General features: G+C 66.1%; 20 protein-coding genes and 1 tRNA gene. 6 read left to right on the top strand and 15 right to left on the bottom strand.

Annotated features, from left to right (window positions below; translation table 11 throughout):
- Positions 1–401: 401 nt before the first annotated feature.
- Positions 402–536, bottom strand: a complete 135-nt coding sequence (locus E7V67_007920) for a hypothetical protein (GenBank protein WUR15023.1) — start codon at positions 534–536, stop codon at positions 402–404.
- Positions 537–581: 45 nt separating this feature from the next.
- Between E7V67_007920 and E7V67_007915 the strand changes: the two genes are divergently transcribed.
- The gene (locus E7V67_007915; protein WUR15022.1) at positions 582–2,930 is read left to right on the top strand and encodes a hypothetical protein; all 2,349 of its coding nucleotides are present in this window, start codon (positions 582–584) and stop codon (positions 2,928–2,930) included.
- 292 nt (positions 2,931–3,222) lie between these two features.
- Here the strand turns inward: E7V67_007915 and E7V67_007910 are convergent, their stop codons facing one another.
- Positions 3,223–4,620, bottom strand: coding sequence for a GntP family permease (locus E7V67_007910; GenBank protein ID WUR15021.1), 1,398 nt, complete (start codon positions 4,618–4,620; stop codon positions 3,223–3,225).
- 164 nt (positions 4,621–4,784) lie between these two features.
- Here E7V67_007910 and E7V67_007905 point away from each other — a divergent pair, with 164 nt between their 5' ends.
- Entirely contained in the window at positions 4,785–6,842 is a 2,058-nt protein-coding gene (locus E7V67_007905) for an EAL domain-containing protein (protein WUR15020.1), read from the top strand.
- 7 nt (positions 6,843–6,849) lie between these two features.
- Here the strand turns inward: E7V67_007905 and E7V67_007900 are convergent, their stop codons facing one another.
- The 3 genes from E7V67_007900 to E7V67_007890 form a co-directional block, all read right to left on the bottom strand.
- Positions 6,850–7,320 (bottom strand): hypothetical protein, encoded by a 471-nt coding sequence (locus tag E7V67_007900; GenBank protein WUR15019.1) that lies wholly within the window; start codon positions 7,318–7,320, stop codon positions 6,850–6,852.
- Complete coding sequence (locus E7V67_007895) at positions 7,317–7,661, bottom strand: hypothetical protein (GenBank protein ID WUR15018.1); 345 nt, start codon at positions 7,659–7,661, stop codon at positions 7,317–7,319. The genes E7V67_007900 and E7V67_007895 overlap by 4 nt, the downstream gene beginning before the upstream one ends.
- A gap of 71 nt (positions 7,662–7,732) precedes the next feature.
- Positions 7,733–7,987: a hypothetical protein gene (locus E7V67_007890; protein WUR15017.1), complete on the bottom strand. Its 255-nt coding sequence runs from the start codon at positions 7,985–7,987 to the stop codon at positions 7,733–7,735.
- Between the two features lie 225 nt (positions 7,988–8,212).
- Between E7V67_007890 and E7V67_007885 the strand changes: the two genes are divergently transcribed.
- A complete protein-coding gene (locus E7V67_007885; GenBank protein WUR15016.1) occupies positions 8,213–9,394 on the top strand; it encodes an FAD-dependent monooxygenase in 1,182 nt (393 codons plus the stop codon).
- A 90-nt stretch (positions 9,395–9,484) separates the two neighbouring features.
- Here E7V67_007885 and E7V67_007880 read toward each other — a convergent pair whose 3' ends face one another.
- The 5 genes from E7V67_007880 to E7V67_007860 form a co-directional block, all read right to left on the bottom strand.
- Positions 9,485–10,312, bottom strand: coding sequence for a hypothetical protein (locus tag E7V67_007880; GenBank protein ID WUR15015.1), 828 nt, complete (start codon positions 10,310–10,312; stop codon positions 9,485–9,487).
- A 73-nt stretch (positions 10,313–10,385) separates the two neighbouring features.
- Positions 10,386–10,880 (bottom strand): T6SS effector amidase Tae4 family protein, encoded by a 495-nt coding sequence (locus E7V67_007875; protein ID WUR15014.1) that lies wholly within the window; start codon positions 10,878–10,880, stop codon positions 10,386–10,388.
- A complete protein-coding gene (locus E7V67_007870; protein ID WUR15013.1) occupies positions 10,877–11,335 on the bottom strand; it encodes a Rap1a/Tai family immunity protein in 459 nt (152 codons plus the stop codon). The genes E7V67_007875 and E7V67_007870 overlap by 4 nt, the downstream gene beginning before the upstream one ends.
- The gene (locus E7V67_007865; protein ID WUR15012.1) at positions 11,332–11,823 is read right to left on the bottom strand and encodes a type VI secretion system tube protein Hcp; all 492 of its coding nucleotides are present in this window, start codon (positions 11,821–11,823) and stop codon (positions 11,332–11,334) included. The genes E7V67_007870 and E7V67_007865 overlap by 4 nt, the downstream gene beginning before the upstream one ends.
- Positions 11,824–12,100: 277 nt before the next feature.
- Positions 12,101–12,529: a nuclear transport factor 2 family protein gene (locus tag E7V67_007860; GenBank protein WUR15011.1), complete on the bottom strand. Its 429-nt coding sequence runs from the start codon at positions 12,527–12,529 to the stop codon at positions 12,101–12,103.
- A gap of 155 nt (positions 12,530–12,684) precedes the next feature.
- Here E7V67_007860 and E7V67_007855 point away from each other — a divergent pair, with 155 nt between their 5' ends.
- On the top strand, positions 12,685–13,038 hold the full coding sequence (locus E7V67_007855; protein WUR15010.1) for a helix-turn-helix domain-containing protein: 354 nt from the start codon (positions 12,685–12,687) through the stop codon (positions 13,036–13,038).
- A gap of 742 nt (positions 13,039–13,780) precedes the next feature.
- Here E7V67_007855 and E7V67_007850 read toward each other — a convergent pair.
- The 5 genes from E7V67_007850 to E7V67_007830 form a co-directional block, all read right to left on the bottom strand.
- A tRNA-Ser gene (locus tag E7V67_007850) sits at positions 13,781–13,870 on the bottom strand.
- Positions 13,871–14,039: 169 nt separating this feature from the next.
- The gene (locus tag E7V67_007845) at positions 14,040–16,073 is read right to left on the bottom strand and encodes an EAL domain-containing protein (GenBank protein WUR15009.1); all 2,034 of its coding nucleotides are present in this window, start codon (positions 16,071–16,073) and stop codon (positions 14,040–14,042) included.
- Positions 16,074–17,234, bottom strand: coding sequence for an HDOD domain-containing protein (locus E7V67_007840; protein WUR15008.1), 1,161 nt, complete (start codon positions 17,232–17,234; stop codon positions 16,074–16,076).
- A gap of 185 nt (positions 17,235–17,419) precedes the next feature.
- A complete protein-coding gene (locus tag E7V67_007835; GenBank protein ID WUR15007.1) occupies positions 17,420–18,055 on the bottom strand; it encodes a response regulator transcription factor in 636 nt (211 codons plus the stop codon).
- Positions 18,052–19,404 carry a cache domain-containing protein gene (locus E7V67_007830; GenBank protein WUR15006.1) on the bottom strand — a complete coding sequence of 451 codons (1,353 nt, stop codon included), beginning with the start codon at positions 19,402–19,404 and terminating at the stop codon, positions 18,052–18,054. The genes E7V67_007835 and E7V67_007830 overlap by 4 nt, the downstream gene beginning before the upstream one ends.
- A gap of 161 nt (positions 19,405–19,565) precedes the next feature.
- On the opposite strand from E7V67_007830, the gene E7V67_007825 reads away from it, so the two are divergent.
- Positions 19,566–21,623: a carbon starvation CstA family protein gene (locus tag E7V67_007825; GenBank protein ID WUR15005.1), complete on the top strand. Its 2,058-nt coding sequence runs from the start codon at positions 19,566–19,568 to the stop codon at positions 21,621–21,623.
- Positions 21,624–21,638: 15 nt separating this feature from the next.
- Positions 21,639–21,839: a YbdD/YjiX family protein gene (locus E7V67_007820; protein WUR15004.1), complete on the top strand. Its 201-nt coding sequence runs from the start codon at positions 21,639–21,641 to the stop codon at positions 21,837–21,839.
- The last annotated feature ends 74 nt before the right edge of the window (positions 21,840–21,913 follow it).

The following is a 21,913-nucleotide window of genomic DNA, read 5'->3' as shown; positions in this document are numbered from 1 at the left end:
GGATTACGCGCAGATTCAATGCCTGCGCCTTTGGCTGTCGCAATCGGTGTTCCGGCGTTTCGCGGGATACCCGCGCCCGACATCATGTGCACACATTACGCACGGAACGTGCAGGCGTTTCTCAGCCGTAAGTGGTTGAATTCAAAGCCGATTTGCTGTTTACACTTTGGAATTCGCCGCGCTCGAAGAGGCCCGACCTATGGCAAAACCGTCGTGGAATCAAGTCTTTAGGTGATTACAAATGAAAACAGGGCATGGTCGACCGTGCTGCCGACCATGCGCTGTTCGACTGTGATGTGTGAGGCTCTTCGTTGGTTGAGCCGCCGCTGCCTTTTCTCTTTTTAGCAGCTAAAGAGGTCCCCTAACCCCGGCACTGTTGCGCGTGGGGTGCGGTTGTTCGGTCAATTGTTCAGCGCCGCCTGCGCGTCATTTTTCCTTAGCTGCCCGCTCACCCGGGCCAGCGGCCCCGCCACTTGGCTGTTGACGATGATCGCGTCGAGCACCGCCTTGGCCACTTCCTGCTCTTCCGGCCGCATCGCCGCGATCGCTTCGAACGCTTCAACGCCCAGGTGTCGGCGGCAATGGCCACGCTGCAGGCCACGACCGCGCAGCACGTCGCGGCGACGGACAAGGCCGTCCAGCGCCTCAAGCAGATCATCGCCGATCCCGACAGCGTGGCCCGCCACACGCAGGAAGTCGTCTACGGCAACACCGCCCGTGCCGGCGGCAACCCCGCCTTCCAGGGCAACCAGCTGACCCTGGACCGCTGGGGCAACGTGCTGTCGATCACCGATCCGCGCGACCCGAACTGGAAGACGACCTACACCTACAACCAGGCCAACCAGCAGACCTCGGGCATGGCGACCGGCGCCAAGGGCACCCAAACGGCCCTGCAGACGAGCCGCTACGACGCCCTCGGCCGCCTGGTCGGCACGATCGACGGCCGCGGCGCATTGAACCAATACGTCTACGACACCGCCGGCAACCTGGCGCAGGAGATCCACGCCGACGGCGGCGTCGTCACCAACACCTACGACGCCTTCGGCAACCGCCTCTCCACCACGCAGCCGGACACCGTCCTGCCCGGCGAAACGCTGCCCGGCGTCACCACCCGCTACAGCTACGACCACCTGGGCCACCTGCTGACGACGCGCACCGCCGCGGTGAACGTGTACCTGGCGATCGACACCGGCTACGGCCCGCTGCCATCCAACCTGGTCGACTACAAGGAGTTGGTACAAGAGCGCGAATACGACGAACTGGGACGCCTGATCCGCAGCCTCGGCTCGGACAAGACCGGCACCGAGCAGGAATACGACGGCAGCGGCAACGTGATCTCCACGGCCACGGTCGACAAGCGCGGCGACCGCGCCCTGCACGGCCGCACCTTGATCGCCTACGACGCCGAAAACCACAAGATCGCCACCAAGGACGCCAAGGGCAATTCGATGTCCTGGCTGTATGACAAGGGCCGCCTGAAGACCAGCATCGACATGGGGGGCAAGGCGACGGAATACGGCTACGACGCGTCTGGCCGATTGCTGTCGCAAACGTCCGGTTACGGCCAGAACCTGCGCTACACCTACAGCGGCACGAACCTCGTACGCATCGACGACGTGGGCACGTCGCTCTCCACCGTCTACGCCTACGACAGCGCCGGCAACCGCGTGCGCGAGCGCCAGGTCTTCCTGGGCCGGCAGGCCGACGCCGCCGAGCGCCTGCAGAACAACACGATCACGTTCGACAACCTGAATCGCGTCACGCGCATCCAGGACGACCAGATGCAGCTGGACTACGAGTACGACGCCAACGGCAACCGCGTCAAGATCGTCAGCCGCTATGGCAGTACGGCACCGATCACGAGGTTCAACGCCTTCGACGCGATGAACCGCCAGACCATCGTCAACGGCGACTGGCAAGTGGATGCGCAAGGCATTGGCCGCGCCGTGCGCGGCAGCGGGCACGCGATCACCTACGACCGCTCGGGCAACCGCCTGAGCGACACGTATTCGGGCACGCGCGTGGTCTTCAATGGATTCTCTTACGGCATTCAGAAGAACGCCGAGACGACCGAAACCTACCACTACGACTTGGCCGGCCGCCTGCTGTCGATCGAACGCGACGGCCTGCTGATCGACGAGCGCCACTACGACGAAGGTGGCCGCGTCAGCCAGTCCGGCCTGGCCGAGAAGGGAGCACGCGGCGTCGCCGACGTGCTCAAGGAACTGGGAATCGAAGTGGCCCGGCGGGTTTATACGTACAACGTCTTCGGTCACATGACGCGCCAGAAGGACTCGAACGCCAGCCTGGACGGCATGCAGGACACCTGGTTCAACGGCTACGATGCCATGGGCAACCTGACCGGCTACGACGTGGTGTCGGCCGCCGATGGCAAGAACAAGGGCATCTACCGCATCGAGTACGAGTACCGCGACTCGTACAAGGAACTCAAGACCACGCTGGCGAAGGATGGCTCGGTGGTCGAGAGCAGCTATGACGTCAACGGCAACCGCATTTCGATCATCGAAACCAAGCCGGAAAAGATCACCACGCGCAACCGGCTGTGGTACGACGCGGACGGCCACGTCCAGTCGTACAAGAAGGACGGCAAGGATGCCGGCTTCAACCTGATCGTCAACGGCAATGTGCTGGGCGAGGAAAGCGCGAGTCCGGACAACCTGCTCGGCTCGAACTACATGCCCGTCACCAGCCCATCGATGGTGGCGGCCCCCAGCAGCTACAGCGTGCAAAGCGCCAACGAGACACTGCAAAGCATCGCGCAAGGCCTGTGGGGCGACGGCAACCTGTGGTACCTGATCGCCGATGCCAATGCGCTGACGGCCGACTCGAAGCTGACGGTGGGTGATATCTTGCGCATTCCGGCGCGGGTCAACGCCGTGCACGGCGACTACAACACTTACAAGCCGTAATCAGCGTGCCCTCACCTAACTTGCCAGACAGCAGAGCGGTGAAGGCTAATACTTCATTTGTACACGATGAGAACGATATAGGCTTATACCGAATCATCCCTCCCCAGCTCTGGACGCGCTTTACGTCCAGCCCCGTCTCCAGCCAGCACCCGCGCAATCAACTGCTCGGATAACTCCTCACGCCGCAACGTGCTCCGCCCCGGCGCCCCGCTGTTCGCGCACTGCCAGCGTGGCCTCGACGAGTACCACCCGCACCGCGTCGCGGCCGCCGCCGTTGAATAGGAGCCCTACATCAGACCAGCCCCGTCAAGTAATAAACGGCAATAACAAAAAACACAGCCGCAGTCTTGATCAGTGTAATACCAAAGATGTCGCGATAAGACTGCCGATGCGTCAGCCCGGTCACCGCCAGCAAGGTGATCACGGCGCCGTTGTGCGGCAAGGTGTCCATGCCGCCGCTCGCCATCGCCACCACCCGGTGCAGCACCTCGAGCGGAATGCCGGCCGCATTGCAACCTGCAATGAACGTGTCGGCCATCGCCGCCAGCGCGATGCTCATGCCGCCGGAGGCGGAACCCGTGATGCCGGCCAGCGACGTCACCGAGATGGCCGCGTTGACGAGCGGGTTCGGGATGCCGCGCAGCGCTTCGCTGACGGAGACGAAACCCGGCAGCGCCGCGATCACGCCGCCGAAGCCGTACTCCGACGCCGTGTTCATCGCGGCCAGCAGCGCGCCGCCGACGGCCAGCTTGGTGCCCTCCGCGAACGAGGCGCGGATGCGGCCGAAGGCCGTCACGCAGACCAGCAGGATGCCCAGCAGCAGCGCGCCTTCCACGGCCCAGATGCCGACCAGGGTCTTGACCGGCGTCTGCACGGGCGCGTGCAGGCCGGGCAGCAGGCTTGAGGTCAGCTCATAATTGTCGCCATACCACTGGCGGATCAGCGCCGTCAGCACGAAGTTGGCCACGCCCACCAGCACCAGCGGCGCCAGCGCCAGCAAAGGATGCGGCAGCTTCGCCCCCTCGGCGCGCTTGGGCGCGGCGGCATCGTCGCCATAGCCCTCGCCTGTCGCCATCACGCTGCGGCGGCGCCACTCCAGGTAGGCCAGGCCGGCGGCGACGGTGGCGATGGCCCCGACCGTGCTGAGCATCGGTGCGGCCCAGCCCGTGGTCTGGAAGAACGTGGTCGGGATGATGTTCTGGATCTGCGGCGTGCCCGGCAGCGTGTCCATCGTGAACGAGAACGCACCCAGCGCGATGGCGCCCGGCATCAACCGCTTGGGTATGCCGCTCTGGCGGTACAGCTCGGCGGCGAACGGATACACGGCAAACACGACCACGAACAGCGACACGCCGCCATACGTCAGCAGCGCGCACACGGCGACGATGACGGCGTTCGCCCGCGAGCGGCCGATATAGCGGATCGCGGCGACGACGATGGCCTCTGAAAACCCGGCCAGTTCGACCAGCTTGCCGAACACGGCGCCCAGCAGGAACACGGGGAAGTACAGCTTGACGAAGCCGACCATCTTTTCCATGAAGATTCCGGAGAACACGGGCGCGACGGCGGCCGGCTCCGTCAGCAGGACGGCGCCCAGCGCGGCGACGGGAGCGAACAGGATGACGCTGTAGCCGCGGTAGGCGGCCAGCATCAGGAACACCAGGGCGGCAAGGACGATCAGGAAAGACATGGGACCCTTTCGGACAGTTGTCGAAAATGTACAGTTTTCGATGCTAGCGCGTTTTCGCTTGCCGCGTTGGCTCGGCTGTGGCACGGGTGCGCGCGAACAGCGGGTGCAAGGATGCAAGTCGTGTGTTACTGTGGGTGCAGGCGTCTCCAATGTGAAGGGTTGTCATGGATATCCGGGTACTGGCCGTGACGGCCGACCGAACGGAACGCCGCATCCTGCGCCGGCTGCTGGCCAACGCGCCGGGCGACGTCAACCGGATCGCCCTGCGTTTCACCTGCCGCCACGGCAAGGCGCCCCGCATTCCCGACATCCTGCTGATCAATATGCAAGGCTGCGCGCCCGATGGCGCGCTGGCGTTGTACACGATGGCACCGGTGATCCTGCTCGTCTCGACGCTGTCGGCCGAGGCCGCCAGCGGCACGGTGCAGGTGCAGCTGGCGCAGGCGTCGCGCCAGCTGCTGCGCGAGCTGATCGCCTGTGTCGTCGCGGCCAGCCGGGCCGGCCTGGCGTCCGGCTTGACCGGCATGGGCGGCACGGCGGTGCTGGCGGCGATCGCCGATGCCGTCATCAGCACGCGGGCCGACGGCACGGTGGCCTACTGCAACCCGGCGGCGGAGCGGCTCATGCAGCTCGACCAGCGCCAGATGCTGGGCCTGCCCATCACGTCGCTGATGCTGCTGCAGGACCCGATCACGCTGGGTCCCATTGTCCATCCGGTGCTGGCCACCATGTCCAGCGGCAGCCCGATCCGCCTGCAAGCGGGCGCCCTCCTGGTGCGGCCGGACGGCTCGGAAATCATGATCGACGATTCGAGCGCGCCGATCGCCAATCCGGACGGCACGCTGGCCGGCGCCGTGATGGTCTTCCACGACATCACCGAGGCGCGCGAACTGCGGGCCCAGGTGGACTACCTGGCGTGGCACGATTTCCTCACCGGGCTGCCGAACCGTTTCGCCGCCCAGCGCCACCTGAACCAGATCCTGCTGGAGGCGCACGCCGACGGCAGCGCGCTGGCCACGATGTACCTGGACCTGGACCGTTTCAAGGCCGTCAACGATACCCTCGGCCACGCCGCCGGCGACGCCCTGCTGGTGTCGGTGGCGGCGCGCCTGCGCGGCTGCGTGCGCAATGTCGACATGATCAGCCGCCAGGGGGGCGACGAGTTCGTCGTGCTGATGGCGCCGGGCAGCAGCGGCCAGGATGCGCGCCGCGCCGCCGAGCGCATCCTGGCGGCCGTCGGCCAGCCGCATGCCATCGAGGCGGAACAGGTCCACGTGGGCTGCAGCATCGGCATCGCCCTGTATCCGGAGCATGGCCGCAGCGCCGAGTCGCTGCTGCGCCATGCCGACACGGCGCTGCACAGCGCCAAGGCCTCGGGGCGCAATACCTGGCGCTTCTTCCGCCCCGAACTGCTGACCAGCGCGGTGCAACGCAGGCAGCTCGAGGACGGCATCCGCAGCGGTTTGGAACTGGGCGGCTTCCGCCTGTTCTACCAGCCCAAGTTCAGCCTGTCGAGCGGCATGCTGGGCGGCTGCGAGGCGCTGCTGCGCTGGCACCATGCCGACTGGGGCTGGGTCAACCCGGCCAGCTTCATCCGTGCCGCCGAGGAGTCCGGCCTGATCGTCCCGCTCGGCAAATGGGTGCTGGACGAGGCCATCCGCCAGGCCGCGCTGTGGGAACGCGCCGGCTGCTGCCCGGAAGCGATCGCGATCAACGTCTCGGCGCTGGAACTGAGGGATCCCGCCTTCCCGGAGCGCATGGCGGGCAAGATCGACGCGGCGGGATTGGATCCGCGCCGGCTGCAGCTGGAGCTGACCGAATCGGCGCTGATGCGCGACATGCGCGCCTCGGCACTGGCGCTGCAGCGCCTGAAGGACATCGGCGTCTCGATCGCCATCGACGATTTCGGCACCGGCTACTCCAGCCTGGGCTACCTGGCCGAGCTGCCGATCGACCTCGTCAAGGTGGACCGCGCGTTCGTGCACGGCATCGACACCGCCGCGCCCAGGCGGCAGGCGCTGTTGCGCGCCGTGCTCACGCTGGCGCAGAACATCGCGCTGCCGGCGGTGGCGGAAGGCGTGGAGACGGCGCCGGAAAAGCAGTTCCTGGCCGATGCCGGCTGCCCGCTGGGCCAGGGCTTCTATTTCGGCCCGGCCGTCGCCGCGGCCGAGTTCGCCCACGCGTTCCTCGACCGGCCAGCGGACCTGGCCACGGCGCCGTGAGCGGCGCCTACGGCGGCTGGCGCGGCGGATGCCGGCGCCGCCGCCGGTGCGGCTCGTTCAGCACCCGCATCACCGTGGCGGTATCGAGCGCATACATGCGCAGCAGGCTCTCGGCATAGTAGCGTCCCTCGGTGGAGGCGTGGTCGATGGCGCGTTCGACGGCCCAGGCCGCGGCCACGTTGGTGCGGACATGCTCGCTTGCCGGGGTCTCGATTGCCGTACGCTGCGCGATGCCGACTTCCGGCACCCGTGCCCGCGCGTCGCGCACGGCCGGATGCACGCTGTCCGTTTCGCGGCGCGGTCCTGCTTTCGACAACACCCGCACGGCGATCGCCTGCGCCACACCGCGCCGCAGCAGGTAGTGCCAGGCGCTGACGCACCCCCACTGCGCATCGAGCTGCAGCGCTGCGTCGACCACGCGGGCGCGATAGGCATCGCGGCGGCGCTCGCCGCGCTCCCGCTGGCGCTCGCGCGTCATTGCGCGATGGCCGCGGGCGTCCGCTGCGCCAGGCGGGCGTAGCCGATGGCGTCGGCCAGCCGCTCGTAGCGGTACGGCCCCAGGCGGAAATAACCCTGTTCGTAGGCGATACCGAAAGTGCGCATCAGCGCAACGTCCGCCGCTGCCGGCAGCCAGGCCGGCAGCCACTGCGGCTGGAACGTCCGGTCCGGCACGAAGCCCGGGCGGGCGCGCTCGCAGCGCGCGTAACGCAGCGCATCGTCCATCGATTCGTAGCGGTAATCGCGGTAATGGTAGTGGTGGCCGTCGAAGCTGACTTCGAGCGCGGCCGCGGCCTGCGCCGCCGGGGCGGATGGGTCCATGAACGTCTCCCTGGTTGAGATGGCGGACGGTGACGGCATGCGTCGCGCGTTGTCGGCACCGGCGCCGGCGGTCAGGTCGGTTCCGCGGCCTGCGGCGCAAACGGCCAGGGCAGCGGATAGCGTTCGATCCAGCCACGCGCGGCGCGGAAAGCTTCGTCCAGCGCCGCCTGGTCGGTGATATGGTTGCCGTTCACGCTGCTGTCCTCGCACCGCAACTCGTCCGTCGCCATCACGCGCACCTTGTATTGGTAGGCAATGCGCCCGTCCAGCAGGAAACACGTGACGTCGATGACATGGCCGCGGTAATGTTGGGAGGACCTGTACACGCTCGCTTTCATCCGTGCTGATGGCAGACGCCCGGTTGGGCGTTTGCCTGGCACGCGAGGCGGGTGTGGCGCGGCGGTCTGCCGGCGCAAGTCTCGGTCGGCCAGGGAACCAGTGTACATGGAACGGTGCGCGGCGGGCCGCTTATTTGGCGCCGCGGCAGCGGCGGCGTTTACAACCCCGGGCTTTCGTGCCACCGTATGCGCACCATTACGACGGAGATCGCCATGACGCTGCCCGCTCCCCCCTTGCACACGGATATCCTGATCGCCGGCGCCGGGCCGGCCGGCATGGCGCTGCGGCTGGCGCTGGCGCGGCTGGGGGTCGCGGCCGTCCAGGTCGACAAACATGCGGCCGGGCTGAACACGTCGCGCGCGGCCGTGCTGCATGCGCGCACGCTGGAGGTGCTCGAACCCCTGGGTGTCGTGCCGGACCTGCTGGCGCACGGCCTGAAAATACAGGATTTCCGTATCCGCACCGGCGGCGACGTGTTGCTGCACATCGGCTTCGACGCCATCCCGTCGGCCTATCCGTTCGCCCTGCTCTGCCCGCAGAACCGCACCGAGGCCATCCTGCAATCGGCGCTCGACGCCGCCGGACTGGCCATCGCCCGGCCGGCGCGGCTGGTATCGGCCAGCGCGGGACCGGACGGCATCACCGCCGGACTGGCGCTGGCGGACGGCGCCACGCAAACCGTCCACGCGCGCTGGCTGGTCGGCTGCGACGGCGCCCACAGCGCCGTGCGCGACCTGGCCGGCATCGCCTTCGAGGGCGGCGACTACAGCGAGACCTTCGTGCTGGCGGACGTGCGCATGGACGGCCCCTGGCGCGACGAGGTCAGCCTGTTCTTCTCGCCGGATGGCCTGATGGTGGTGGCGCCGCTGCCGGAGGACGACGGCAGCTCGGCGGACCGGTATCGCATCGTCGCCACCGTGGCCGCCACCACCGACCAGCCGGCGTTGGCCGATGTGCAGGCCCTGGTCGACCAGCGCGGCCCGGCCGCGCGCGTGCACGAACTGCTGTGGAGCTCCGCGTTCCACCTGCAGCACCGGCTGGCCGCGCACGTGCACCAGGGCCGCTTCCTGCTGTGTGGCGACGCCGCGCATGTACACAGCCCGGCCGGCGGCCAGGGCATGAACATCGGCATCCAGGACGCCGTCGAGCTGGCCGAGCCGCTGGCACTGGCCTTGCGCGAGGGGGACCTGGCCGGGATCGAGGCCTGGGCGCGGCGGCGGCACGAAGTGGCGCGGGAGGTGGTGCGGATGACGGATGGGTTGACGCGGATGGCGACGGTGTCCACCGGGGCCGGCCGCGCCGTGCGCGATGCCGTGCTGGGCTTGGTGGGGCACAGTGAGTTTTTGCGGCAGAAGATCGCCATCAGGCTGGCCGAGCTGCAACCAGAGCGCTGACCGTGCCGTCAGCGCTGATACCGCCCACGATCGATGCTGCTCCGTCCGTCTACGGTTGGGCCAGGTGGCGGGCGGAATTGGCTGAAATCGTCAGAGCGCGCTTGGCACTTGTGCGACCTGGCGCTGGCGCAGCACGGCGAAACCCTCCAGCGCAATATCGGCCTGGAACAGCGTCGTGCCGCGCTGGAACAGGATCGCGATGCGCTTCGCGTCGATGCGGCGGTACGACAACACCCTGGTTACGTCCCGCAACACCGTCGTGACGGCGCTGCCGTCGGGCTTGGCCAGGGCGACGGCCAGCGTCGGCGCGTCCTTGCTGGCCTGCTTCCTGAATTCGACGTACAGCGCCCGCGTTGTTGCCGGTTCGCGTGGTCCGGCGCTGTCGCGCAGCTGGTCCAGCCTGAGGATGGCGTTGCCGTGGTCCTTGAACAGCCAGCGTGCCGGCTGGTCGGTGGCGTCGACGAACAGCACGTTCCTCGTTTCGCCGGCATGGCTGGAGTAATTGGCGCCCGTGTTGGCGGTCAGGCGGATCATTTCGGTGCCGGTGCCGTCGATGGCTTCCGCGCTGCCGAAGCCCAGTGTCACGGTCTTGTCCGGGCTTTCCGTTCTTGCTGCTACCCTTTGTTCGCCGGGTTGTTGGGTTGGTTTGCTGGGCAGGAACATGGTGGCTGCCGTGCCAACCGCGAGGATCAGGGCCAGCAGGATGATCAGGCTGATGGTGCGGTTAATGATCAGGAAGATTCGGTCGAGTTTGGCGGTTGGTGGGGGCATGGGGTTCGCATCGGTGGAGGCGGAATTGAGGCTGCTATTTTTACATAGAGAGGGTGGGCTCATGCAGGCGATGAGCGGTCGTGCGTATTGATCGTTTGCGATCCGGCTGCGCGGCTGACCGGCGATAACCGCCACCAGCACGATCATCTGTGATCGGAACGCATGTCGGGCTCTCAGGGTAAGCGGAAATGATCACTGTGGCTGCCCGGACCGTCCCTCCCTATGGCAGCGGCCAGAACCAGATTTCTCGCGACGTCCAATAACACCCCGAGGTGTCGCCATCGTTCTCGCGTCCGCAGCGCAAATAGGCGCCTCGGCGGTCCGGCGCGATAATGGCGATGTGGCCCTGCCCCCGGCTGTCATCGTAAAGGTTGAAGAAGGATACGATGCCGCGCCGCAGGCCGATCGCCTCATAGGCGTTGTCGCCTTTGAATTTCTCGGGCTGCCCTACCTGTCCCAGCAGCCAGGTACTGAGCGCATGCTGGCGAATCTCGACCGAGCGTCCTTTGTGCTTGCCATCCCGAATGCGGAACGCGCCTGAATCGGCAAAGCCCGCGCCAAGCAGTGCCAGACTCAACCGCAATGCGCAGGTATTCCAGTAATTCGGATTCTTGATCAGATCCGGATGGCCGACCCAGCGGTACAGCTCCTCGGCAGATACATTGTAGGGGTCTGGGAAATGCATGCGCAGTGTGGCGTACGATGTTGTCCTCATGGCTTTCTCCGACTGGCGCACGGCCACCGCTCCTGCAGAACTTCCACGATCAAATCCGCGCCATCGCGTTTGAGTTGCGCGTCGGTCATACGCTGCAATCTGATGCGTACGGCGTCCCACATCTCGTCCGGTTTCGTCTCGACGGGCGACCAGCACCAGCTCTTCCCTTCAGTAAGGTCCCGCACGGCCTGAAAATAGCCCAGCACGAAGTGACCGTTGTTGGCGTCGATCCATTGGGCCGCCAATGCGCGGCTGGGCAGTGAACTCTGTGCGCTCCAGGGCACTGTGCTGGGGTCCACATTGCCGAGTCGTTGGACCAGTTGCGCGCCCGTGAGGCGCCATGGGCGTATGGCGCGCTGCGCATTCGCGGACTCGACAAGCGACAGAAGGACGAGGAGTCCTGTCAGGGCGCATCGCGTCACCTTAGACGGACAGCCGACGCGGTCCGGTTTCATGGCACGATCCGGTTCATCGAAAGATCCCAGCCACCTGTTGTGTTACCGGCTGAACCCCCACCGATCTTCTGCCGCGAGTAGCGCCATCTCACCTTGGAAAACTTCAGCCCAACGCTCTCGCCCAAAATGGAGCCAGTACTGACACTGGGCGATACATGCGCGATCAGAACATTTTCAAGTTCGATCTCGAAATATTTGACGGGCTGCCCGCCATCGGCGCGGACGAACTCGAACTTGGCGCGGGGTACCGTCCGGCCTGCGGCGCACAGCTGGAGCAACAAGGGCGTGGACATGTCGGACAGCTTCGAAAAGGTGATGTCGGCCATTTCGCAGCGCTCGGCGGTGTGTCCGCCTGCGGAGGATGCGGTGGCGCTTTTTGGCTGCGCCACGCCGAAATAGACATGGTCTACTTCGATCCAGCCTTGGTGGTCGCGGTCGGCGGATTCGCCGGCTACGGTGTCGATTCTTAGGTATAGGTCGGCGGACATGCTGGGCCCCTTTGGATGACTGATTGGTCATTTTGCGGGGATGGGGCGGGAGGGGGTTGGGGATGCACAACAACGAAGTTTGCATGGCACGGCATGTTGCGGCAGTGACACGGTTCATGTCCTGATAGGTCGTTCGTGCGTGCGCCACAGGATGGCTATGCTGGGATAGCTCAATCTGCGAAACCGTCTGAAGTCGAACGCATACTGGAGGAACCGCCTGCGGCCTTCGACGGCTCGGGTGAGCCGCTTCCCGTCGGTCAGGCTTGCGTGTCAGCAGTCAGCCGTTGCCATCGCCCAGTTGGCTGAGCCAGACGGACCTCATGTTATAGCAGTGGAAGGACTTTACCTTTCCTTGCTCGACGACGAACACATCGCAGCACGGTACGTCGAACCGCTTGCCCGTGGCACGCAGCACGCCGCCCGGGGTCGGGAAATCGCCTGCATGGGTCCCCTGCAATCTGAGCTCAACTACGACCACGCCATCCGCTGCGGAATAGACCTTCAGCAGTTCACGGTGAAGGTCTGGGAAGATGGATCCCAAACCCTCGATCGGCTGGCGAACCTCGGCGCCGGTCCATTTTTGGCCTGTAGCCATGTCCAGGAAGTAACCGTCTGACGCGAACAGGTCGACGAACCTTTCCGCGTTCAGGCTCGCGGCTTCTGCGACGGCATAGAGTTCCCTGATTACCTCTTCGTTAGTTGACATGCTGTTCTCCTGTGAAATTGAAACCATCCCAATCGAATATGACTGTATGACAACATTTAGCGTTCTATCGCCGTAGTCGTTGTCGGCTTAAAACAATTGTAGGCGGGAGCTTTCCGATATACTAGTACCTACCAAAAGGTAAGTAGGACGAAGACATGGAATCGACTTGTGGTCTTGACGTGGCATTGCATTACGTTGGAGGGAAGTGGAAGCCGATTCTGCTGTTCTATCTGCAGGGGTCGCCGCGGCGCTTCGGCGAGCTCAAGCGTTTGGTGAGCGGCATCAGCGAGAAAGTCTTGATTCAGCAGTTACGCAGCATGACCGAAGATGGCATCCTCACGCGGCATGACTTCATGACGGTTCCACCGAGGGTGGAATACGCGATCACCGATTTCGGACGAACGCTTGCGCTGGCGCTGCAGCCCTTATGTGAATGGGGCAATCGCAATCGTGCGCAGTTCGAGGCGCAGGCGGTTTCAGCATTGGAAGATGAAACGTCCGTTGAGTGAACACGCCCGGCACAGGTTTGACCTGATCAGGTCATTCCAACCGGGCGGTAATAAGCGATCGACGGCGCCGCCCTGGCAGCATCGAACGCACTGGCGCCGGCCGCGGACGCCGCACTGCGGCGGGCCAGCGATTACGGTCCTAGTCGGCCGCGATCGGTGCCCTTCGGCACCGGAATGCGCGGCTCGGGGTCCCGCGGCTCGGGGGCAGGTCTCGCGGCTCGGGGTCAGGTCTGGCAATCGGACTTTCGGCGTAACCGGCTCGGGGTCAGGTCTGGCAATCGGACTTTCGGCGGGTCCGGCTCGGGGTCAGCGGCTCCGGGTCAGGTCTGGCAATCGGACTTTCGGCGTAACGGGCAGCTATGTTATCGCGACCTGATTGATCTGTCGGTAATGCTGGTTGCGGTAAACACGTCAAACAGCTGTCATGCGTCATTTTCGGGATTCGTCGTTGATATCGCCGTTCTTCGTTGCGTCTGAACTCTTCGATCGCTCGGATAGGTTTCGCGACATTCAGGCTGATACACCGCCGGAAGACGAACGCGCGCCCTCGGCGCGCGGCGCTGTTGGGTTGGCATTTTTCCGCTCTGCGGAAAAATGCCAACCCAACAGCAGATGGGCGATTCGGAGAGGGCTGCGCCTGCAGGCGCAGCCCTTCGAATCTCACACGGAGAGCGCGCAGGCGCTCTCCTCGCTTCCGCCAGGAAATAAAAAAAGACCGCCTCGGCGGTCTCTTTTTATTTCCTGGCGGAAGCGGTGAGATTCGAACTCACGAACGGCTCACACCGTCGGCAGTTTTCAAGACTGCTGCCTTCAACCACTCGGCCACGCTTCCTTCTCTGGTGCACTTGTGCACCAAGGTGCCCGCATTATACAGAATCCTTGCTGGGCCGCCAGATGCATGAGGGCACGGGACGCTGACGATAACTTGGAAAACCAGGGTCAGTCCCCATGCGGGGACAGACCCTAAGCCTGGAGACGTCGGTAGCAAGGCAGCCTTATGGTCACGCCGCCTTCACCCCCGCCATCCACTTCTCCCGCACCGCCCGCTCGAACTCCGCCGCCGGCAACGGCCGCGAATACAAATACCCCTGCACCTCGTTGCACCCGGCACTCTTCAGGAATGCCAGCTGCTCCACCGTCTCGACGCCTTCGGCGATCACCCGGTGCTTCAGCTGCTGGGCGATGCTGATGATCGTGCTGGCGATCGCGCAGTCGTTCGCGTCCGCCGGGATGCCCGTCGTGAACGAGCGGTCGATCTTCAAGGTGTCGATCGGGAAGCGCTTCAGGTACGACAGGCTCGAATAACCCGTGCCGAAATCGTCCAGCGACAGGGCCACGCCCAAGGCCGTGATGCGGTCCATGATGCCGATCACCCGGTCGATGTTGTGCATCAGCGTGCTCTCGGTGATCTCCAGCTCCAGCCACGATGGCTCCAGCCCGTAGCGGCGCAGCGTTTCCTGTACGCGCCCGGGCAACGCCTGCGTGAACTCGCGTGCCGACACGTTGACGGCGAGGCGAATAGGCCGCAGGCCGGCGCGCTTCCAGGCTTGCGCCTGGGCGCAGGCCTGCTCCAGCACCCACTCGCCCACCTGCACCACCAGCCCCGTGGCCTCGGCCAACGGAATGAATTCGGCCGGCGGTACCATGCCGCGCTCCGGGTGCTGCCAGCGCACCAGCGCTTCGGCGCCGATGATGGTGCCGTCCTGGATCGAGAACTTCGGCTGGTAATGCAGCAGCAGCTGGCCGTTGCCCAGCGCCTGGCGCAGGCCCGATTCGATGCGCATGCGTTCGTGCATGCCCTGGTTCATGTCCTGGCTGTAGAAGGCCACGCCGTCCGCTTCCATGCCCTGCTTGGCGCGGTACATCGCGATGTCCGCCTGGCGCAGCAGCGTTTCCGCGTCCGTGCCGTCCTGCGGGTAGACGCTGATGCCGATCGAGGCGCCCACGCGCAGGTCGTGGCCGTCGATAATGAACGGTTCGGCCAGCGCGGCCATCAGCTTCTGCGCCACCAGCGAGGCTTCCAGGTCCTGGCCGATCTCGAACAGGCCGACGGCGAATTCGTCGCCGCCCAGGCGCGCCACCACGTCCTGCTCGCGCAGCGCCTGGCGGAAGCGCTGCGCCACTTCCAGCAGCAACTGGTCGCCGGCCTGGCGCCCCAGCGCGTCGTTGATCAACTTGAAGCGGTTCAGGTCGACGAACAGCACGCAGCCCTGCATGCCGCCGCGCTGCGCCACCGCGATGGCCTGGTCGACCAGCTTCGTCAGCAGGGTGCGGTTGGGCAGGTGCGTCAGCGCGTCGTAGTAAGCCAGGTGATGGATGCGCTCTTCCGCTTCCTTGCGCTCCGTGATGTCGGTCAGGTAGGCGATCAGCCCCATCGAGCGGTTGTCGACGTCGCACAGCGGCGACAGCGACAGGCTGGCCCAGAACACCTCGCCCGATTTCTTCTTGCGCCGCACTTCCATCAGCCGCCCGCCCTGCTCCAGGAACGGGTCGTGGAAGCTGGGGTCCTCGTCGTCGTACAGGAACAGGATGTTGCGGCCCACCGCTTCCACCGAGGTGTAGCCGAACAGGCGCTCGGCGCCCTTGTTCCAGCTGGTGATGAAGCCGCTCTGGTCCATCGTGATGACCGATTCGTGCAGGTGATCCAGGATCTGCGCCTGGTGCTGCAGCTGCGCTTCCACCTGCACATAGGCATGCGTGGTGCGCTGGGCGCGCTCGTGTACCTGCAGCACGCTGCCGGCCAGGCCGGCCAGGCTGGCCAGGTGCTCGCGCTCCACCGCGCCGTAATCGTCGCGCCCCGCCACCTCGAAACGGCCGAAACGGTGCTGCTCGTACGCCACCTCCTGCACCAGCGCGCCGCGCGGCGCGGCGCTGCCCGGGGTGACGCCTTCCGGCACGTAGCGCCCCCACGGGCTGTGCGTGACGGCGGCGGCGATGCGCCCCAGTTCCGCCGTCAGCGCCGGTCCGCGCAGGCGCAGCACCGCGTCGCATACGGCGGCACTGCTGCCCAGGAATTCGGTGACGGGATGCGGCATCTACAGGTTCCTGCTGACCTGGATGGCCCAGTGATAGCCCTGCAACTGGCTTAGCCAGAAGCCCTCGGCCGTCAGGCCCAGCGCCGCCAGGCGCTCGGCCTCGGGAACCGGCTGCTCGACCAGCGCCAGCAGCTCGCCCAGCGGGCCGCTGCGTTCGATCAGGGCGCTTGCGACGTCGGCATCGAGATTCAACGCGCCGACGATCTCCGGCATCGGCATCGACAGCAGCACGTCCAGCAGCGCGAACACGCCGACCACGAAGGCCATGTCCTGCCGGTCCCGGTCGCCGCCCTGCTGCTTGCACAACGCCTCCATCTGCGCGGCGCGCAACGCCGCCAGCGGCAGCAGCAGGTTGGCCGTGCTGTCGTCCTGCTGGCGCGCGTACAGCAGCAATTGCAGCCAGCGCTGCAGCTGGCGCCGGCCCAGCATATTGATGGCCTGGCCGAAGTTATGGATCGGCGCCGACAGCGCGAACGCGGCCGAGTTGACGAGCTTGAGCAGGTGATACGACAGCGCCGGGTCCTGCTTCAGCACCGTCTCCAGTTCGCGCGAATCGGCGTCGCGCGCCAGCAGGCCCAGTAGCGCCAGCAGCCGCTTGCGCGCCGTGCCGTCGCCTTTTTCCGGCATCGGCTCGCGCTCGTACGGGCCGCTGAACCACGTCATGCCGGCCGCGCGGCACACGGCCAGACGCGCCGCGCCGGGCACGTTGCGCGCCCAGTGCGGCCCCGGGAGACTCATCAGGGCCAGCGCGGACGGCAAGCCGATGGCGCAATCGGCCGTGACACCGCGCACGCCGACCTGGCTGCCATGCACGCCCGGTTCGCCATCCACGACGATGCGATAGCCCTGCTCGACCAGCTCCGTGCAGCGCTTGCGCACGGGCGCCTCGGCCAGCACCGCGGCCGGAAGGCGCAGCACGACGCGACTCGGTGGCAGCGCCCCCATATGCTCGTCCAGCAGGCGCAGCGGCTCATCGAGCGTGACGATGCAGTCCAGCGGCGCCAGCGCGGCGCCCACGTCCGGATAGCCCAGCAGTCGCAGCACGGCCTGCCATGCGTCCGGCCCCGGCGCCGGGGTCAGCGCCAGCGCCACCCACTGGTGCTGGGCGTTCGCCACGGCTTCCAGCCCGGCCAGCGGGAACGAACTTTGGTCAGCGGACATAGCGATCTTGGTCAGGAAAACGGTCAAAAATTTTCAATCAGGCAAAAGTAGCCGTGGTGGAATATAGCAGAAATTGCCTTGAGTACATGTACGCACGGTAGAGAACCAATTCCACAAGCCAACATTTGTCCACCCGCTACAACGGTTTACGCCCGACCGTTGACATGCCAGCCAGTTTGCTTCTTTTACATCTCCGGTGCGTGCTGGACGGCGTAACGGATCAGTTCCGCCTGGCCTTCGATGCCCAGCTTGCGCTTGATATTCAGGCGATGCGTCTCGACGGTGCGCACCGACAGGTCGAGCGCGCGGGCGATCTGCTTGTTCGATTCCCCGGCCGCGATATGGCGCAGCACTTCCTGCTCGCGTGCCGTCAGCGCTTCTTCCTGGGGCCCGTTGGCCGGGCGCGCAAGTTGGGCCGCCAGCGCGGCGCTGTAGTAGATCCCGCCCGACATCACGGTCTCGATGGCGACGACGATGTCCTTGCCCGGCGCGTCCTTCAGCACGTAGCCGCGCGCGCCGGCGGCGATGGCTTGCGCCACGTAGTCCTGCTTGTCGTGCATCGACAGGATCAGCACCGCGATCGCGGGGAACTGGGCGCGAAACTCGGCCGTCGCCTCGATGCCGTTCTTGCCGCGCATATTGATGTCCATCAGGACCAGATCCGGCGCCCGCAGGCGCGCCACCTCCAGCGCCTCGGCCGCGCTGCCGGCCTCGCCCACCACGTCGAACGCCGGCACGGCCTCGAGGCGTGCGCGCAGGCCGTCGCGCACCAGCGGATGGTCGTCCACCAACAGAATCCGGATCATCTTTTGCAGCGTCATTTGCCGTTCTCCACGCGGGCGCGCACGACGGTGCCATCCGCCCCCGAAGTCAGTTCGAAGCGGCCGCCGATCGACTCCATCCGCTCCATCATGTTGCGCAGGCCGATGCCGCGCTGCGGGTGCTGGGCGATGCCGGCCGCGTCGAAGCCGACGCCGTCGTCGCTGATCGCCAGGGTCACGCCGTCGGCGTCGCCCGTCAGCGCCAGGGCGATGCGGCTGGCGTGCGCGTGCCGCTCGATATTGGTCAACGCTTCCTGGGCGATGCGGAACAGCACCGTGTTGGCCACGTCCAGCAGGCGGTCGGTGCGGCCGGTTGCCGTGAACTGCACCGGCATGCCGCTGGTCTGCTGGAACTCGCCGGCCAGGTGCGCCAGCGCGGCGGCCAGGCCGATATCGTCCAGCACCGCCGGCCGCAGGTTGTGCGAGATGCGGCGCACCTCGCCCAGCACCTTGTTCAGCTGTTCGGCCGTGTGCTCGAACATCGTCACCGCCTTCTCGGTCTGCGGCGGCGAGGTGGTCAGCCGCACAATGCCGGCCTCGATGCGCAGCTTGATCGACACCAGCCATTGGCTGATGCCGTCGTGCAGGTCGCGCGACAGGCGTGCCCGCTCCTCTTCCTGCGACTCGACCACGCGCTGCGCCAGCGCCTTCAGCTTGGCGTCGGCCACGCGCGATTCCGACACGTTCAGTGCCAGGCCCGAGACGCCGACGGCCAGCGCCGACAGGATCGCGATCCCGGCGATCCACAGCATGGTGTTCTGGATATTGCCGCGCTGCTGGGCGTCGATGCGGGCCAGCGCGCCCTCCACGTCGTCGAGATAGATGCCGGTACCCAGCATCCAGCCCCACTCCTTCATCGGGATCACGTAACCCAGCTTGGCCACCTCGCGGTGGGTCGAGGGCTTGACCCAGTAATAGCGTTCCAGCCCGCCGCCGGCGCGGGCGCGCGCCAGCAGGCGCAAGATGGTCGGGTTGCCGGCGCCGTCCTTCATGGCCAGCAGATTGCGCCCCACCAGCTCCGGCTGGCGCGGGTGCATCAGGCTGTTGCCCTGCATGTCGTAGACGAAGAAGTAGCCGTCGTCGCCGAACGAGAGCGAGGACAGGATGCGCTTGGCCTCGTCCAGCGCCGCGGGATCGTTGCGGCCGCTGAGGTGGGCGACCGAATGCAGCGCCAGGGTCACGTAGTGCTTCAGCTCCGCTTCCTTGCTGGCCAGGTAGGCCTGCTCGATGGCCGCCTTCTGCTGCGCCGCCAGCAGGTTCGATTGGTGGCGCACCGCCAGCGCGATGGCGCACAGCGCCAGGACCAGCGGCACGATGGCGAGGAACAGGACTTTCTGGCGCAGTTTCATCCTCGGATTGTACGTTGCGCGCGCGGGGCCGCTGCTACGTAGTACTACGGAGGCGAACTGCGTAGTGCTGCGCTTGTGGCAGTTATACGCCTCATGAATACTGGCGATAAGTTGCGCGCAGACCGCCGTCGGCGGCTGGCAGCAGCACCATTGGAGGAACCATGAATCAGCTTTACAAGAAGCTCGGCTGGGCGGCGCTGTCGCTGGCCGGCGCCGGCGCGCTGGGGGTCATCGCACTGAAACGGGGCGAGCCGATCAGCGCCATCTGGATCGTCATCGCGGCCGTCTGCGTCTACCTGATCGCCTACCGCTTCTACAGCCTGTACATCGCGCGCGACGTGATGGGCCTCGACCCGCGCCGCATGACGCCGGCGTACCAGCACAACGACGGCCTCGATTACGTCCCCACCAACAAAAACGTGCTGTTCGGGCACCACTTCGCCGCCATCGCCGGCGCCGGCCCGCTGGTCGGCCCCGTGCTGGCCGCGCAGATGGGCTACCTGCCCGGCATGCTGTGGATCCTGGCCGGCGTGGTGTTCGCCGGCGCCGTGCAGGACTTCTTCGTGCTGTTCCTGTCGATGCGCCGCGACGGCCGTTCGCTGGGTGACCTGATCAAGTCCGAGCTGGGGCCGATCCCCGGCACCATCGCGCTGTTCGGCACCTTCATGATCATGGTGATCATCCTGGCCGTGCTGGCGCTGATCGTCGTGAAGGCGCTGACTGGATCCCCATGGGGCACCTTCACCGTGATGGCCACGATCCCGATCGCCGTCTTCATGGGCCTGTACTCGCGCTTCGTGCGCGTGGGCCGCGTCGGCGAGGTGTCGATCATCGGCTTCGTGCTGCTGATGCTGGCCATCCTCGGCGGCCAGTACGTCCAGGAGCACCCGGTATGGGGCGCGATGTTCAACTTCACCGGTACCGAGCTGACCTGGATGCTGATCGGCTACGGCTTCGTCGCCTCCGTGCTGCCGGTCTGGCTGCTGCTGGCGCCGCGCGATTATCTCTCCACCTTCTTGAAGATCGGCACCATCGTCGGCCTGGCGCTGGGCATCGTCATCGTGGCACCGATGCTGAAGATGCCGTCGCTGACCAAGTTCATCGACGGCACCGGCCCGGTCTGGACCGGCAACCTGTTCCCTTTCCTGTTCATCACGATCGCCTGCGGTGCCGTCTCCGGCTTCCATGCGCTGATCTCGTCCGGCACCACGCCGAAGATGATCGAGAACGAAACCCACGCCCGCTTCATCGGCTACGGCGCGATGCTGATGGAATCGTTCGTCGCCGTCATGGCGCTGGTGGCCGCGTCGACCATCGAGCCGGGCGTCTACTTCGCGATGAACAGCCCGGCCGCGCTGATCGGCACCACGGCCGAATCGGCCGCGCAAGCCATCTCGCAATGGGGCTTCTACGTGACGCCGGAGATGCTGACGCAAACGGCGAAGGACGTGGGCGAGCACACCATCATCTCGCGCGCCGGCGGCGCGCCGACCCTGGCCGTCGGCATGGCGCACATCCTGTCGAGCGCGATCGGCGGCCAGGCCATGATGGCGTTCTGGTACCACTTCGCCATCCTGTTCGAGGCGCTGTTCATCCTGACGGCGGTGGACGCGGGCACGCGCGCCGGCCGCTTCATGCTGCAGGACCTGCTGGGTGCCTTCGTGCCGTCCCTGAAGCAGACCGACAATGTGTTCGCCAGCCTGCTGGCAACCGCCCTGTGCGTGGCCGCCTGGGGCTATTTCCTGTACCAGGGCGTGGTCGATCCGCTGGGCGGCATCAACACCCTGTGGCCGCTGTTCGGCATCGCCAACCAGATGCTGGCCGGGATCGCGCTGATCCTCGCGACCGTGGTGCTGTTCAAGATGAAGCGCAGCCGCTACGCCTGGGTGACGATCGTGCCGACGATCTGGCTGCTGCTGTGCACCCTGACGGCCGGCTGGCAGAAGATCTGGCACGCCAATCCGAAGATCGGCTTCCTGGCGCACGCCGACAAGTACTCGGCCGCGCTGGCCAAGGGCGAGGTGCTGGCACCGGCCAAGTCGGTCGAGCAGATGCACCAGGTGATCTTCAACGACTACGTCAACGCCACCCTGGCGGGCTTCTTCATGGTCGTGGTGCTGGCCGTGCTGGTCTACGGCGTGCGCACGGCCCTGCGCGCCCGCGCGGCCGCGCAGCCCAGCCACCAGGAGACGCCGGCGCAGCTGATGCCGGCGCAATGAATCCAGTGAGCGTAAATGTTTGACGAGATCGTCAAGGCCGGCCGTTACCTGGGGCAGAGCATGCGCCTGATGGTGGGCCTGCCCGAGTACGACACCTACGTGGCGCACTGCGAGGCGAACCATCCGGACCAGCCCATCATGAGCTACGAGGAGTTCTTCAAGGAGCGCCAGGAGGCCCGCTATGGCGGGGCTGGCAAGCGGGGTGGGTGCTGCTGACGGTGCCCTGCCCTACCGGCTGAAAAGGCCCGGTCGCTTTTGCGGCCGGGCTTTTTTTCACCCGTGGACTGGCA

Origin of the sequence: [Empedobacter] haloabium, assembly GCA_008011715.2 — a bacterium.
Taxonomy (GTDB): Bacteria; Pseudomonadota; Gammaproteobacteria; order Burkholderiales; family Burkholderiaceae_D; genus Rugamonas; species Rugamonas haloabia.
The sequence above is the reverse complement of the archived record's forward strand: the minus strand, read 5'-3'. Positions and strand labels throughout refer to the sequence as shown.

Coding starts and splice junctions, on each gene's coding strand:
- E7V67_007920 (WUR15023.1), bottom strand. CDS start 536: ATGCGGCCGGAAGAGCAGGAAGTGGCCAAGGCGGTGCTCGACGCGATC.
- E7V67_007915 (WUR15022.1), top strand. CDS start 582: ATGGCCACGCTGCAGGCCACGACCGCGCAGCACGTCGCGGCGACGGAC.
- E7V67_007910 (WUR15021.1), bottom strand. CDS start 4,620: ATGTCTTTCCTGATCGTCCTTGCCGCCCTGGTGTTCCTGATGCTGGCC.
- E7V67_007905 (WUR15020.1), top strand. CDS start 4,785: ATGGATATCCGGGTACTGGCCGTGACGGCCGACCGAACGGAACGCCGC.
- E7V67_007900 (WUR15019.1), bottom strand. CDS start 7,320: ATGACGCGCGAGCGCCAGCGGGAGCGCGGCGAGCGCCGCCGCGATGCC.
- E7V67_007895 (WUR15018.1), bottom strand. CDS start 7,661: ATGGACCCATCCGCCCCGGCGGCGCAGGCCGCGGCCGCGCTCGAAGTC.
- E7V67_007885 (WUR15016.1), top strand. CDS start 8,213: ATGACGCTGCCCGCTCCCCCCTTGCACACGGATATCCTGATCGCCGGC.
- E7V67_007880 (WUR15015.1), bottom strand. CDS start 10,312: ATGATCGTGCTGGTGGCGGTTATCGCCGGTCAGCCGCGCAGCCGGATC.
- E7V67_007875 (WUR15014.1), bottom strand. CDS start 10,880: ATGAGGACAACATCGTACGCCACACTGCGCATGCATTTCCCAGACCCC.
- E7V67_007870 (WUR15013.1), bottom strand. CDS start 11,335: ATGAAACCGGACCGCGTCGGCTGTCCGTCTAAGGTGACGCGATGCGCC.
- E7V67_007865 (WUR15012.1), bottom strand. CDS start 11,823: ATGTCCGCCGACCTATACCTAAGAATCGACACCGTAGCCGGCGAATCC.
- E7V67_007860 (WUR15011.1), bottom strand. CDS start 12,529: ATGTCAACTAACGAAGAGGTAATCAGGGAACTCTATGCCGTCGCAGAA.
- E7V67_007855 (WUR15010.1), top strand. CDS start 12,685: ATGGAATCGACTTGTGGTCTTGACGTGGCATTGCATTACGTTGGAGGG.
- E7V67_007845 (WUR15009.1), bottom strand. CDS start 16,073: ATGCCGCATCCCGTCACCGAATTCCTGGGCAGCAGTGCCGCCGTATGC.
- E7V67_007840 (WUR15008.1), bottom strand. CDS start 17,234: ATGTCCGCTGACCAAAGTTCGTTCCCGCTGGCCGGGCTGGAAGCCGTG.
- E7V67_007835 (WUR15007.1), bottom strand. CDS start 18,055: ATGACGCTGCAAAAGATGATCCGGATTCTGTTGGTGGACGACCATCCG.
- E7V67_007830 (WUR15006.1), bottom strand. CDS start 19,404: ATGAAACTGCGCCAGAAAGTCCTGTTCCTCGCCATCGTGCCGCTGGTC.
- E7V67_007825 (WUR15005.1), top strand. CDS start 19,566: ATGAATCAGCTTTACAAGAAGCTCGGCTGGGCGGCGCTGTCGCTGGCC.
- E7V67_007820 (WUR15004.1), top strand. CDS start 21,639: ATGTTTGACGAGATCGTCAAGGCCGGCCGTTACCTGGGGCAGAGCATG.